The following is a 16,124-nucleotide window of genomic DNA, read 5'->3' as shown; positions in this document are numbered from 1 at the left end:
GCCTCTCGATAAAGTAGTTTAATAGGTGAGATAATGTATGAATGATACTCTTGAAACCTCTTCTTTAAAAAAATTTCCAGATGTAATTTATGAAGAAGCGACAATAGCCAATAAAAATCTCCTTCATTATGGGAGTCACTCTTGATCAACAAAAAACGATCAAGATGTAAAAGTGATTTTAAACATGCTATTAACGTCGGATTCATTGAATCCCCCTTGAATCCGAACGAGTTGGAAAGAGAAGATCCCCCAAAGAATACTGATAACCGCCAGTCTACTATTAAACATTTTACTTTTATTTTACATCACTGCCGATACCACTAAGCATTCATTTTGAGCAACTGACGTTCTTCTTTTAATACTTGTAAGACTTTTGATGTTAAGGTTCTATCGAGCATTTTCTCTTCCTGCTTTACTACCTTCATTTCCTTATTGACTCTTTTAGTTACACCTTTCCATAATAAGATTCATTCATCTTTTACTTGCCTCTTTTATTATTACTTATTTCGGTGTGATATATTGAACCAACGAGGAACGAGCTAGATCATTGCCAATCACTCGGTAAGAAATCGTTGTACCACCATAAACGTTTGCTTCGGAAATTAAAATACCATTCGGTCCAACCGCTTCTACAAATGCGACATGACCATACCTGGGATCCGACCCCGCTGTCCCGTGGCTGAAAGAAATCAAGGTTCCGGCTTTGGGGGTTCGACTAACTTGATAACCTAATCTAAGACCAGTAGTTCCCCAATCTCCCCCATTTCCCATGTAATCATCTACACGACCACCTAATTGTGCGACTCGATTAAAGGCATACCAAGTACACTGACCTACAGGATAAGAACCAGAAGTATTATAATCTTTCCCATTATAAGCTGGGAAAGTCATTAACTCCCGATATTCATTTGGAACTTCTTCCAATCCTTTAATGAAGACACCACTTTGTTGTGATTGATCCTCATCGTATTGGGTCAACTCGTAAACAGCAATCAAAGAATTCAATTTCTGATTATAGCTAGTGTCTGTTGCATAGGTTCCGGTTAAAGCATCAGTTGCACGCAAATAGTTTTTTGCTTCTGAGCGCCAGACTGATTTATAAAAAAATGAATCGTGGGAAACGCCTCCGCGAATCAATGCAATATAATCTGTTAACGATTCATCGTAACTTGGATAAACACGAAAAGCATCTTGAATTTCAATCATTTCGCCATTTCCTAAATCCTCTTTGGTAGTCATCACTACTGCACCTTCTCGATAACTTCCTTTAATACCGAAAAGGTTATAATAGGGTGCCTTTGATAAAAGACTACTACCGTTGCCACTTTCTAAAATAGCTTGCGCAATCAAGACTGAAGCAAAGACGTCATACTCTTGCCCTAGTTTCCGAGCTTTTTCACTAATTTGTTTGATAAATTCATGTGTAGCAGTATTAAATTGGAAATCAAGTTGTGCTGGATAATTTTTCACCAACTCTTTACCTACTTCAGTTAACTCTGGTGATTGCGCACGTTTAATCAATAATGAAATGTTTTCTTCATCCCATTCTTCTTGATCGACCTGTTGATAGGACAGCTTCTCAAGATAAACCACTGAAGTCGCTGATTGATTTAAATCAACGTCTTCATTCACTTCATCTTCTTGAGATTCTTGTTCCAATGTTTCTGACATTTCTTGTGTACCAATTGTCCCATAATAATCGTTTCCTAGCCAAATTCCCAATAATTGATTCCCTTCCGCAGTTTCCTTATAGAGAATATCACCAGGCTGTAATGAATTATAGGTTGATTCTTTCATATCAAGATTTTCTAGATTTGTCGCCAGTACTTCGTTATAAAGTTCTTTCAGCCAAGTATCGACTTCTTTACTCTCTATGTCATCTGCGCCAACCTGTCGAATTGTTTGATACACCAACGCAGCTTGCCAGGAGTGGTCAAAGCTAGCTAATAACGGTAATGTGAAACTCCCTAACGTTGATTCAGCCACTTCACTACTTCTAAATGCATCTGGAAGTTGATTCTCTGCACTATTGAGTAAACCTTCAAAAATTGTATCAATTTCTTGATCTGTAGCAGGTGGTCGAGTCACCGGAGCACTCGGTGGAAATGGATTAGCTCCTGAATCAGAACTTTGATCCTCTTGATTTGTTGAGGAAGTTGGTGGATCGGGCTGCACTGGTGCCTCAGAAGAAGGTGGTACTGTTTGTTCAGCTTCTGGTACTTCAGACGGAATCGTTTCTTCTATTGGGATATCTGGTTGCTGCGATTCTTCAGGTTTGTCTGACTCTTGTTCTTCAGTGTTTTCTTCCCCCAACTCTTCATCTTCCCAATGAGACTCTTCTGGAAAGTCGGTACTTTCATCGGAAGATTCACTTGACTCTTCTATTATTGGAACATAACCACTAGACAATTCGGTTTTGGAGCTGGTACTCATTGCTATATTCGATGTTACATTAGACGCTTGTCGCATACTCGAAACTAACTCTATGTTGGGTTCTTGCAAATCAACATTCGATTGCTTCCTTTCCTTTGAGAAGGTGGATTGGCTTGCGTCTTCTGATTTATCAGAAAGATGATCAGTTAAATTGCTTGCCAACAAAGTTGGTGTGGTAAAACTTTGTGCTGCTAATACACCTAGGCTGATTAGTGTGATACCTATCTTCTTATTTTTCATCTTAATACCTCCTCGCGCTTCATTCTCTCTTTCATTGTTTCTTGCTTTCCTATTTCTATTCAAATAAACGCTTTTTTTAAAAATGTTAGATTATTACACAAAAATTTATCTATATTAAATATTCTTTGTTCTTAGTATTTTGCAACAGTTGACCATACATGACCGATATCCGATAAAAATGGTATGATTATCTTGTTTCTGTTGACTGTTGCAAGAATGCTCTTTCACAAAAATTATTTGTATTCTTCAAAGTCATTAAATTGTAATTTATTATGTGCTAGCTGTTTTACTTTAAATTGCAAATCTTCAAAAAGATTTGTCACTTCGTCTTTTGTTTCATCTACGTCGAATAGAATCTCTTTTGCTCTCTCATGAATAGAACTAACACGTACTTCTGCTAATCGAATCATTTTATTGGCTTCTAACTGTGCTTCTTCGACAGTTCTTTTAGCTTTTCGTTTTGCGAATGCTAATACTTCACCAATTTCCTCTTCGAACTCTTCTTTCTCTTTTTGCAACTTCTCTTTTTCTTTTGTTAATTTACTCAACTCTTTTTTTAATTCTTGAACTTCTTGAATTTCTTCAAGTTCTGTCTCTAGTTCCTGAAGGTCCTGGATTGCTTTTGGAATATCTTTTTTTGTAATAACTAATTCTGCTATTTCTTTCTCAGAAAGCTTATCTTTCAAAGTATCAATCTCATGTTGTTTTTCTTCTAATTTTTCTTCATAGCTTTCTTCAACTTTGTTGATGGTTGCCTTTAACTGCTCTTTCTCGACCTGCCATTCATCATATCTTTTTTGTGTATCAGCAATAACATTGGTTAATTGGCTTTTTAGTTGTTCAATTCGATAATCTTCCGTATTTTCTTTTTCTAATTCTTCACTATTTAAATGATTAGGGCCGTATTGCTCTAATGATTGTGTTAATTCAATTACTTTTTGTGTTGCTTTATTTAGTTCGTGTGTAAGATATTGGTTATCCTTCTTACTAGTTTCGAATTTATTTTTTAACTCCTGATACGCTTCTTTTATTTCTGAATTTTTATTTTGATTTTCAATCTCTTCTAATTTTGTTCTTAACTCTAGGTTTTGTGTATTCAATTCACTTTCAACCATATTTTTTTGACTAACCATTTCTTCTAACTTAGTTGAAAGTTCATTTTTTTCATTTATTGCTTTTTGAAGTTCCTTTTCAGTCGTTTCCTTGACTTCAATAGCCAATCGTAATTGTTCCTTCAAATTACTTCCGTCTTTAGTCTCTTTGTTCTTTGATTCCAAGTCATTTTCAATTTTTTCTTTTTGGCTTGTAATCTCTTTTACTTTAGTTGAAAGTTCGTTTCTCTCTTTTAATGATTTTTGTAATTCCTTTTCAGTCGTTTCGTTTACTTCAAGAGCTAGTCGTAATTGTTCCTTTAAATTATTTCGATCTTCGGTAATCTTTTTTAAATTATTCTCCTGCTGCTTCTGGATTTCTTTTATTGCGCTAAGATCATTATTTATTCTTTGATGGTTTTTCTTACTCATCTCTAGTTCTTGAAGCAAATTGTTCTTCTCAGCTACTAATGTATTGACCTTTTTTTCAAGTTGTTCAGTTCGCTCTTGTTTCTTATTGTTATTCTCCTGAGAGTGCTCTTTGACTAATTTATCGCTTTCTAACTCAGACTCAGTGTCATATAGATCAATAGACTCAACATTTACTTCTTGAATTTCATCTAATAATTTTTTGTAAAAACTTTTTTCTTTCTTAGCCATTCGTTATTACTTCTCCTTTTTGCTCTACTTTTTCTTTGACTTCAGTCTTATTTTCATTTTCTTGCTCCACACTATCATCGCCCTTTTCAAGCAATTCTAGTTCACCAGAATCTGTCCTTAAAAATACTTCATCAGAAATCATAGTTTCTGTATCGCTATCAAAAATTTGAATGTTTGCCTGATTTAAAAAACTTATGTCTTGAACTTCGCTTAAATAAACTTCGATATTTTCCTGTATCTTTGGTAGATCTTGTTGATTATTTACTTCAATATAGATTGACAAAATTAAGTATTGTAAAGGTACATTATTAGTGATGATTGACACAGTACGACCAAAATAGGGCGTAAGATCCCTGCCTATTTTTTCTTCATAAACAAAACGCTCTTCTGGCGTTATCTGTGCAAGGAGATCTTTCCAATCAATCTCAGAAAGACCAATACCCTCTTCCGGATAGCTATAGATTGATAGTTCCAAAAATTTTTCTTGTGCTTTTGATAATTCATCTACTTGTTTTTCTAGTTTCGTTAATTCTCCCGAAACATTTTCTACATACTTCTTCTCTTTCATTTGTAATGTTCCTAATGTAATTAGGCTAAGGAGCATTGTGGCAGTCACACCTAAAATAATCCAGATATTTACACTTTGCTGTATTTGCTTAAAAACTATTAATTTTTTTTTTAGCAGCAAATCATTTCCAATTGCTAATTCTGTTTTCTTTAATTGTCGCTCTTTAAAAATCCTCCATGAGATGAGTATTAATAAGGCTATGCTCACGAGAAGCACAGATAAATAGATATACAATTTTTTCACCCTATCTTAATTGAGTTTTTTGGTACACCGTCTGTTCCATTGGAAAAGTAAGTATTAATTTAATTTTTAAGTAGATTCAAAAAAATCATTATGATATTCCACTGTCTCTATCAATTCTCCTTGAATTACTAGTCTTCTTGTTCCTCTGGCATCATCACATGTCACAAGAGTAATCATCTTCCGATCGGGGATATCTTCAATTAAATACGTACTTTCTGGGTTTACGATTTCTTTAAAAGAAACACTGTAGATATAAACTTGTTCCAAGTCTGTTATGTAAATCAAATCATTGATTTCCACACGCTCTAAAGGCCTAAATAATAAGCTTTTACTTTCACTTCTATGACTTGCAAGACTATAGTTTCCCTCTCCCATAACTTGGTCTTGTTTCATAGTTCCTGCTCCAAAACTTAACGTAAAATCTGTTACTCCAAAAAAAATAGGTAAGTCAATACCTACGCTTGGAATCAAAATTGCGCCCATCGTCCTATCCTTAGCTACTGTTTCGTTATTTTCATCTAGCTGTAATCTGACAATCGAAGACAAACTTGTCAATGAGATTGACTCAAAATCAAAACTGTTTTCTTCAATGGGATCATTTTCTAATTCTGTTAATTTTTCATGATTCTCCTTCACTTGTTCCTTTGTCATATTTTCGATGGAAAACTGTTTTACATTCATATTAATGATTTGATTTTTTAGAGGAACACTAAAAATAGCTATTGCCCCTAAAATTATTAAAAATACTATGAGTATATTGGATATATACTTCTTCAGCGTGTCTTTAGCCATATACATTGACCTCTAAACTATTAATCCTTAAAATTGTTGATAGAACACGAAGAGTGTGTTCTATCAACAATCCAATTTTTATTTCTTTCTATTTTTATTTCTTTTTCTTTTTCTTTCTATTCCACAATCCAAATCCAGCACCTACAGATGCTAAACCACCAACAACTGAGGCTGCAATCGAGGAAGAACCTGTTTGTGGTAATTTGCTACCCGGTTTCTTATTGCCAGAGCCTGAATCGGAATCAGCATCCGCATCTGAATCGGAATCGGAATCGGCGTCCGCATCTGAATCTGCGTCGGCGTCGGCATCGGAATCTGAATCGGCATCTGAATCCGCATCAGCATCGGCGTCCGCATCGGAATCTGAATCAGCATCTGAATCAGCATCTGAATCGGAATCGGAATCAGCATCCGCATCTGAATCCGCATCAGCATCAGCATCTGAATCGGAATCGGAATCGGAGTCGGCATCCGCATCAGCATCGGCGTCCGCATCCGCATCGGAATCGGCGTCCGCATCGGAATCGGAATCGGAATCGGAATCAGCATCGGCGTCGGAATCTGAATCGGAGTCTGAATCTGCATCCGCATCGGAATCAGCATCGGCGTCCGCATCCGCATCGGAATCTGAATCCGCATCGGAATCGGAATCAGCATCAGCATCCGCATCAGCGTCCGCATCCGCATCGGAATCGGCGTCCGCATCGGAATCGGAATCGGAATCTGCATCCGCGTCGGAATCTGAATCGGAATCCGCGTCCGCATCGGAATCTGAATCCGCATCTGAATCAGCGTCGGAATCTGAATCGGAATCGGAATCCGCGTCGGAATCTGAATCGGAATCGGAATCAGCATCCGCATCCGCATCTGAATCGGAATCAGCATCTGCATCCGCATCTGAATCGGAATCAGCATCTGCATCTGAATCAGCATCTGAATCGGAATCAGCATCCGCATCGGCATCTGAATCGGAATCGGAATCGGCGTCGGCGTCGGCATCCGCATCTGAATCGGCGTCGGCATCTGAATCGGAATCAGCATCCGCATCTGAATCGGCGTCCGCATCGGAATCGGAATCTGAGTCGGCATCCGCATCTGAATCGGAATCGGAATCTGAGTCGGAATCTGAGTCGGCATCCGCATCTGAATCGGAATCTGAGTCGGCATCCGCATCCGCATCGGCGTCGGAATCAGAATCAGCGTCGGAATCGGAATCCGCATCAGCGTCGGAATCGGAATCTGAATCTGCATCAGCATCAGCATCTGAATCGGAATCTGAGTCGGCGTCCGCATCCGCATCTGAATCGGCGTCCGCATCTGAATCGGAATCGGAATCGGAATCCGCATCCGCATCCGCATCCGCATCTGAATCGGCGTCCGCATCGGCGTCCGCATCCGCATCTGAATCGGAATCCGCATCTGAATCAGCGTCGGAATCGGAATCTGAATCGGAATCTGAATCCGCGTCGGCATCTGAATCGGAATCGGAATCGGAATCCGCATCCGCATCCGCATCCGCATCTGAATCGGAATCCGCATCCGCATCGGCGTCCGCATCGGAATCCGCATCGGCATCCGCATCTGAATCGGAATCCGCATCCGCATCCGCATCGGCGTCCGCATCGGAATCTGAATCAGCATCCGCATCTGAATCGGCGTCGGCATCTGAATCGGCATCGGAGTCCGCATCGGCATCCGCATCTGAATCGGAATCCGCATCCGCATCCGCATCTGAATCGGAATCTGCATCAGCATCTGAATCGGAATCGGAGTCGGCATCCGCATCGGCATCAGCATCGGCGTCGGCATCCGCATCGGAATCGGAATCCGCATCTGAATCAGCATCCGCATCTGAATCGGAATCGGAATCGGAATCCGCATCTGAATCGGAATCTGAATCGGAATCTGAGTCGGCATCCGCATCCGCATCGGCGTCCGCATCGGAATCGGAATCCGCATCTGAATCGGAATCGGAATCGGAATCTGAGTCGGCATCCGCATCGGCGTCGGCATCTGAATCGGAATCCGCATCCGCATCTGAATCAGAATCGGAATCTGCATCGGCGTCTGAATCGGAATCGGAATCCGCATCGGCATCGGAATCGGAATCGGAATCCGCATCCGCATCCGCATCGGCATCGGAATCGGAATCTGCATCGGCGTCTGAATCTGCATCCGCATCAGCGTCGGAATCGGAATCTGCATCGGAATCTGCATCTGAGTCTGAATCGGAATCTGCATCGGCGTCTGAATCTGAATCAGCGTCTGCGTCTGAATCTGCATCAGCATCGGCATCAGCATCGGAATCGGAATCGGAATCAGAATCCGAATCGGAATCTGAGTCGGCATCCGCATCGGCGTCCGCATCTGAATCGGAATCGGAATCCGCATCCGCATCGGCATCTGAATCGGAATCGGAATCTGCATCGGCGTCTGAATCTGCATCCGCATCAGCGTCTGAATCTGCATCAGCATCGGCATCGGCATCGGAATCTGAATCCGCATCCGAATCGGAATCTGAGTCGGAATCTGAGTCGGCATCCGCATCGGCGTCCGCATCTGAATCTGCATCAGCATCCGCATCTGAATCTGCATCAGCATCGGCGTCCGCATCTGAATCGGAATCGGAATCTGCATCGGCGTCTGAATCGGAATCAGCATCCGCATCTGAGTCGGAATCCGCATCAGCATCTGCATCTGCATCTGAATCTGAATCTGAGTCGGCATCGGCGTCGGCATCCGCATCTGAATCTGAATCTGAATCTGAGTCGGCATCGGCATCCGCATCAGCATCGGCGTCCGCATCCGCATCGGCGTCGGCATCCGCATCTGAATCGGAATCCGCATCTGAATCAGCATCCGCATCGGCGTCCGCATCTGAATCGGAATCGGAATCGGAATCAGCATCAGCATCGGCGTCGGCATCTGAATCGGAATCCGCATCAGCATCGGCGTCCGCATCTGAATCGGAATCGGAATCGGAATCAGCATCAGCGTCTGAATCGGAATCGGAATCTGAGTCGGCATCAGCGTCTGAATCGGAATCAGAATCTGCATCGGCATCAGCGTCTGAATCGGAATCTGAGTCGGCATCTGCATCTGAGTCTGAATCCGCATCAGCATCGGCGTCCGCATCTGAATCGGAATCGGAATCAGCATCAGCATCGGCGTCTGAATCGGAATCTGAATCGGAATCAGCATCTGAGTCAGTATCAATAGGTTCTTGTATAATTACAGCAACCATATCAGACTGTTTATCATCACGATTTTCCTGATGTCCGTTTACAACAATACTTACTTCATCACCAAGATTGAGCTCAGCATCTAGTGGAATTTCAAATTCACCGCTAGCATTGATTGGTACATTCTTCTCTACAAGTTCACCATTGATATAAACGTCAAGTGAATACGTTCTACCAAATGTATCATCTTGTTCATGACTTCCTGTTATTACATTGTCACCAACATAGATATCATTTAGTTTGGGTTGATTGACTACCCAGTTATTGTAGCCAGTTGTGTCATCGACATTTACTGTTGTCTCAACTGCCTTAGTTCTTATCTGACTCGGATTAGCAACATCCGGTTGTTGTCCGACAACTCTGACTGTTACTTCATCGCCATAAGAAAGATCTAGATTTAATTCATTTACATCATATGCGAATACATAACTTCTACTTGTTACTGGAATATCTTCTTCAGTATTAACGAGACGGCCATTCACCAGTAGTTCTAAGTTATAGCTTCTCTCGTACGCTCTACTCTGAAGTGGAACACTTCCACTAATCAGTTGATCGTCTTCTTTTAATGGATCAACTCTTGCAGCTTGAACTTCCCATTGATCATAGTCATCGATATTTTCAACAATCATCGTAGTTGTTGAGCTTACTTTATCTTCATGCCCATCTTGTTTTCCAATGACATATGCTTCAACAACTGCACCTTCAGGCAACGGCGCTGGTGATCCATCCACGATCCACATTGAAGAGAATTCAAAATCATTTGAGATATTTTCTCTTCTTAGGACTTCCTGCCCTTCAATAGTCAATACTAAATCATACGTTCTTCCCGCTTGACGATTTTGTGGCAAGTTTAACCCAGTAACTAAATACTCACCAGTGTACGCTTGATGAACTATTGGATTACTTACTACCCAATCTTCATAGTCTACAATATCTGTACCTGTGCTATGGTAAGTAATACCAGAATATTTTGTATACCTTTTTCCATTGCGCAATACGTATTGATGAACTCCTTTTACCCTTGCGGTAACGATATCACCCTCTCGCAGAAAACTACCAAAATCGTATTCCCAATTGCCGTCTTCATCCATACCAATTGTATCTCTTGGTACACCATTGACTAATAGTTCAACAAAATAATCGGTATCATGTTCATTAACGAGATCTTGCTTCCCATTTCCATAGAAATTTTGATCGTCAGAAGTTAATAATGTAGTCGTCTCTACCGGGTTCTCTATCCAAGTGTTATAAATCCCCTCAGAAGAAAGTTCCCCGGATATTGTTCCACTACCTCCAATAACAATCCAGTCTGCACTAGTTGTTACACTTCTAACAGAGTAATTATCCTTCCTAATCACCATGTTGTCTCGAGGATTATCTTCTTTCCATCTTGCCAAATCAATCTTTAGATCAATAGCAATATCTACACTACTCAACTGAATTAAATAGTTAGGGGTATAATAGGTGATGGAATGGGTATCAGGATCATACCCCATCGTTTCATAACCTGAGATAATGCCGGTTCTCGCATCCCATACATCTTTAATGTCTTCAGTTACATCACCCCAACCTAAGATAGTTGACGGTCGAGAAATCGTTCCTGAAATATAGTCTGTATAATTTGGGGTTAAGAAGAATTGATCTGCTAAATCAGGATCTAAATAGATCGTTTGCTTAAATTGAGAAATCAAACCAATGTTTAGCCATGTATTAGATTCACCTGCTGTTGCTATGTGAATCCCGTCCTCATCTGCAGATAATTTATTGAACTTATCTGTGAAGCCAAAGTTAATCCCTATTCGAGGTGCAACTTCTTCATAGCCTCCTGTGCTATCTGTAACGTTTACAGACTCGGCATTTACTTTTGTTTCAGCTACAAACAAGCCGCTTGTAATTACACCAGCAATCATAGCATTGTAAATTAGTTTATTTTTAGCATTTTTTTTCTTAATATTTTTCCTATTCAATGACTGAACGTGATCAAATTGATTTTTCATTTTTTCCTCCCTTTTAGTAATTAATAAGATTTCTATTAATTGCTAAGTTCACATTCAAAATAAATATAAACTTAGCAATTAAGTGAACCTCAATTGCTTTTGAGATAATTCTTATAATTGATTAGTCCACTTAAAAAGTGCTCTGCATCATCTATTCTCATTCTAAAATTATCGTGTCTTGCAAAAAAACCACCAGCAATGATATTTGGTTTTGCCATATACATAGCAACCTCCGGATAAAACACCCCTACGTTCATTTCATGCAACGCTCGCTTATCCATAGTTGGTTTTATATCCTTCGCTTTAGGAAACTTCTCTAACAAATGTGAATATTGTTCACTTGTATCTAAGTGATCAACAAATTTAGCAGCCGCAACTAAAAGTTCTAGCATGGTAGGATAAGCAGTGTCTCGTTTGTTGATAAAATTCAAATTTTCTGTAGCATTTCGAATACCAAACTCATAATATTCCTCTTTAGGTAATAAAGCTGATAGCTCATTAACGGCATAGCTTATCCAATGGTCATGGTATTTATAATATTTTTTTTCTACTAATTTTTTCAAAATTGATTCCGCTAATGATAAAGTGGTATCATCTGGAATTTGCTTATACGCTCTAGCGAGACCGAATAGTACTTCGCCATCGTAATAAACTGTCCGGAAAGCCTCTTTTACTTCTAACTTTTCGTTTAGAACGTGAATTGTATCTCCATCTTGAATAAAATATTCTTTGATCATTTTCACCGTATTGATAAGAATTTCTTCATACTGTAAATCACCAGTTATTTCTTGATACTTTGAAAATGCTAACAGCACCATCGCATTGCTTCCAAGTTTGTATTCAAAGGCGTCGATTCTTCGATCGATAATATCTTTGAAAAGCAAGTGTCCTTCAATATCAGTCGTTAGGTTTTGAATCCCCCAGTCAAGCCCACTCTTAATTTTCGGAAGATCTTCTTCATAGGTTTCTAAGTCTTCGACTGCTTCTAACCACGCATACAAAGTGGAAAAATGTCTTACCGTATTGTAGTTGATTAGCGTTTTATTAAACTGAGGAAAATAGCCATATATGAATTTTCCTGAATCAAGTATTTGGTCGCTTAAATATTTGCGCCCATCTTTAATCACTCTTTCTAAATCAGATACAATATTTTTCTTCAAATGCTGTCTCACATTGATCCCCGGTCCACGATACTGAAGCTCATAGAGTTCCGAGCCTTCATTCACCATTATTCCTCTCGTTCTAAAAATGGTGATAGCCTTGAGGGGATCGGGTAAAATAATAGGTTTCTTATATTTCCGGAAAAGATATTTGCTCAGATTTACATGATTGAAAGATAAATTTGGTTTATTTTTCCCAATTTTATGCTCTCTATCCGGTTGGAAAATCATATTCCCATTAATTTCTTCTTCCAGCAAAGAAATACGTAATTCCTCATCAAAAGCGATCCCATATCGAAAATAGTTGTTTCTTGGTGTTTCTTTTAGCATTTCGTCAAATTTTTGATAAGGAATTTTCTTTGAGTAGATGACAACATCAAATTTGAGATACTTGACCATACTCAAATTATTTCTTTCAAAAAATCTTTGAACCTTAATCCATGTTCTATCAAAATCCTTCGAGCAGAAAGACTTTACTTCTGCCCTACTTTGACCAGTTGACCACGAAATGTAGATGACCGTTTGACCTTGCATATTACTTTTTTCATAATAGCTACTAAGTTTTGCTTTAATTTGAACTAACTTTGAGTGCTTTAACATTGAACAACTCTCCAATTTAATCAGTTTGACCAGTTTTTGAGATAAATCTTCCATTCATTGCGTTAAACTTTTACCCATTGCTATGATTTCAATGAATGCTCATGACTGTTTATACATGTAGTGAGATAGCTAACTATTTGATGTACTCATCCCCCTTTTTCTTTTCCTTGAACCATTTTTCTTAAGGAGCGTCATTGAAAAATAAGGTTTTGGTTCGAAAGCTAAGATGACATGCTGCGTTCTTTTCTATAGATCCTAAAATTTTATTACTTACCTGCTTCGCTTTTATAAAATAAAAAAGGATGTTTACCGCAAATAGTGAATATTTCCACGATCGAAAACAATGAATTTGATCGCTAATTAAAAGTATTGAAATTACGCATCCTCATTACACATATAAGGTTACACAGGGTAGTGAAGAAATTAAAATCTAAATTTTCATAGCATATTGCACTTTTCAGAAACGCAGATAAAAAGATGATTTTTTTAGCGTTAATATAACAAATAATAACCATATGTCTTTTTTGAAAACTTCGCTAAAAATTGGAATAAGAAGAAAGCCCATTATGGTTCGATAACGTTTCCATCTATATAATCTTTTGTTAATTTTAATAAAAAGAAAGAATATTTCGCTTTGTATCGGTATATAATCTTAATATAAATTAGCCATCAAAATCTTCATTATATAAACTTATTACTATATAATTTGCCTACTTTTATTTAAAACTTCCTAATACGATTCATGTAATAAGAGAAATATCCCTTCCATATATAACAAATGAACCCTTCAAATATTTCAACTCAATCAATGAGGCAAACCAAAAAAATACGTAGAAAAGAACTCACGTCCTTTTCTACGCAATCGTAACTGCTACTCGCTAGCTAATAATTTTTATGTTCTCACTTTACCAGTAACGAATTCCATTTTGACCATCTCATCGATTAATCGGTAATTATTATGAGATTTAATGAGCATGACTCATCATTAATTTCCCTCGTGAATCCCCATAGAAACATCACAATACCTTAATATGACGAGTTGTAAAATAATCATAGTGCACACAAAAAGTATGATGAATTCCAATCTTTCGATTTGTGTACAATTTTGCTTTTTGTACTTAATCTTTGAATAAGTAAAATCATCAACCCTAGTAAGTATTTTAATAAGATTATCTGTCTTGATTTTCAAAACGTATTTTTTAATCAAGTTAACTTGTCACTAAAGTATTTAACCTCTGCATTAGTTGATCCCAATCTTTCTGATTTGGAATTGTATTAATAAGGAGATAATCTTTCTCCAACTCATAATCAAAAATATATGGTCGGTAATTCGTGACTATTAAATCTGTTTTATTAGATTTTAAGCGCTCCTCTGTCAACTCTGGTAAGGATAAAAAATTTAGCTGATAGCTTTCGCCTAACAAACGTTGTGCTTGAAGACGGATACTTTGAACCACCATTGAATCGCCCTCCAATAAAAATAAAATATTTTGACGAGGCTGATGAGAATGAATTAAAAGTTCAATAAATAAAGTAAATCCAACAGCTAATTCTTCAAGTGCTGTAGCAGATAATCTTAATTCCTCCTGATGTTTTTTCAGGAACGCTACATTTTTTTCATAGGATGATTGTTGCATGGCAATATGTCTCACTTCTATTTGCTGTTTATTCCATATTGGCCAAAGGGCGTTACTTAATTGCCATGCAATGAAATAAGACCTCGTAAAGGTTATTAACAAAGGACGATCCCATTGACTAAAGAGTTCATTTGAAAAGTAATCAGTGACTATTGCAGTAGTTTGAGGCCATTGATCAAATCGCAGCAAAAAACACTGCTCGTATTCCAAGCAACTTGTAGTACGTTTTGATACAATCATTAAATAGAGCCAGACTAACTCATCTTTCGGCAGGAGAATTCCGTATTCTCTATCAATGATTGGGATCAGTGACTCAAATAACTGGTAATCCTCATCCTGATAAACGAGTCTCTTAGCCCATTCGGGAACCTTAATCAACTGTTCTTGTTTTACTCTTACCATAGTCAAGTAAAGTAATGAATAGAAGGCAGCAATTGAAATTCCCGTTCCTATTTTATAAGTTTTCAACTCTACTGAAAGTTCTTTTCGAATAATTGCATGCAGGTCATCTGGGGGGCGAACCGTTTGTGGAGTTTGTTCGCCTCCATAATAAAAATCAAAGAAAAATTTCCTTATGTTTGACTCCTCTCCAATAAATTTTACAGGTTTAAAGCTGAGGCTAAGATCGTATTCTTCCAATGTTGGTTGTGTCTTTTTTAAAAAACGTCTTAGGGTAGTTTCTGCATAATTGTACTGATGTGCGAGTTCATCGAGGTCAGCAAAATCACCATAAAAAATTCTTTCCAATATTTCATAAAGTGCATCTTGGTCTAAAAGTTCCTCTTTTTTCTCTTGGTACATTAGACGATCGATTTCAGCAAAACGAAAACCAGTATTATTTGAATAAATAGCAACACTATCACCGAAGTATTCTTTTATTAAATGAATATCTTTGACTAGTGTACGTTGGGAGATTGCCAATTTATCAGCTAGCGTAATAGTTGTAAAAGTCTCTTCTTGTTCTATAATAGTTAAAATTCGCATCCATCTTCTGATCATAGGACTTGTAATAAAAGCAATTTGAAGTTCACGCATCATATTCCTCGCTTTATTTGTAATCATTTTCTATCTTTCCATCTACTAACTAGTACTTAAATAGATTGCTAATACTCGCTTTAGTATCGCTTTGTTCATAAGTATCATTCGCTCTATTAGCATTCATTTAGTTCTTTTAGAACCTAGGAACTCTGGTATGTTTTAAGAAATTTCTATCACTTGAACAATGGATCCCTATCCAACACTGATCATTTTAGAAACATACCTTGATTGTAGACTTCACCACAAAGAGACCTGTTAAGCGATCAGAAAAGTATCGTAAGCCTTCAACTAAACAAAGAAAGACACCTATATTAATATCTGTCAGAATAATTTATGTGCGCCCATAAAAAAGGGAGGAATCATTGATTTATCATTATTGAATGACGTGTAGATGATCTGTCAAAATGCACGTATAGGCTATTC

7 protein-coding genes are annotated in these 16,124 nt (G+C 38.1%); all 7 read right to left on the bottom strand.

Features of this window, described 5'->3' with window-relative positions; genetic code table 11:
- Window positions 1-501 precede the first annotated feature (501 nt).
- Entirely contained in the window at window positions 502-2,736 is a 2,235-nt protein-coding gene (locus tag CXM95_RS03970) for a glucosaminidase domain-containing protein (protein WP_016621802.1), read from the bottom strand.
- Window positions 2,737-2,906: 170 nt separating this feature from the next.
- A complete protein-coding gene (locus tag CXM95_RS03965; protein ID WP_008377200.1) occupies window positions 2,907-4,424 on the bottom strand; it encodes a hypothetical protein in 1,518 nt (505 codons plus the stop codon).
- A complete protein-coding gene (locus CXM95_RS03960; protein WP_016621803.1) occupies window positions 4,417-5,235 on the bottom strand; it encodes a hypothetical protein in 819 nt (272 codons plus the stop codon). The genes CXM95_RS03965 and CXM95_RS03960 overlap by 8 nt, the downstream gene beginning before the upstream one ends.
- Before the next feature lie 66 nt (window positions 5,236-5,301).
- The gene (locus CXM95_RS03955; RefSeq protein ID WP_233499089.1) at window positions 5,302-6,027 is read right to left on the bottom strand and encodes a class A sortase; all 726 of its coding nucleotides are present in this window, start codon (window positions 6,025-6,027) and stop codon (window positions 5,302-5,304) included.
- A 94-nt stretch (window positions 6,028-6,121) separates the two neighbouring features.
- Complete coding sequence (locus CXM95_RS18805; protein WP_101698858.1) at window positions 6,122-11,266, bottom strand: LPXTG cell wall anchor domain-containing protein; 5,145 nt, start codon at window positions 11,264-11,266, stop codon at window positions 6,122-6,124.
- A gap of 89 nt (window positions 11,267-11,355) precedes the next feature.
- Window positions 11,356-13,026, bottom strand: coding sequence for a poly alpha-glucosyltransferase (locus tag CXM95_RS03945; RefSeq protein WP_225869261.1), 1,671 nt, complete (start codon window positions 13,024-13,026; stop codon window positions 11,356-11,358).
- A gap of 1,208 nt (window positions 13,027-14,234) precedes the next feature.
- Window positions 14,235-15,725 (bottom strand): helix-turn-helix domain-containing protein, encoded by a 1,491-nt coding sequence (locus tag CXM95_RS03935; RefSeq protein WP_101698857.1) that lies wholly within the window; start codon window positions 15,723-15,725, stop codon window positions 14,235-14,237.
- Window positions 15,726-16,124: the final 399 nt, after the last annotated feature.

Origin of the sequence: Enterococcus sp. CR-Ec1 (assembly GCF_002850555.1) — a bacterium.
Classification (GTDB): Bacteria; Bacillota; Bacilli; order Lactobacillales; family Enterococcaceae; genus Enterococcus_D; species Enterococcus_D entomosocium.
The sequence above is the reverse complement of the archived record's forward strand: the minus strand, read 5'-3'. Positions and strand labels throughout refer to the sequence as shown.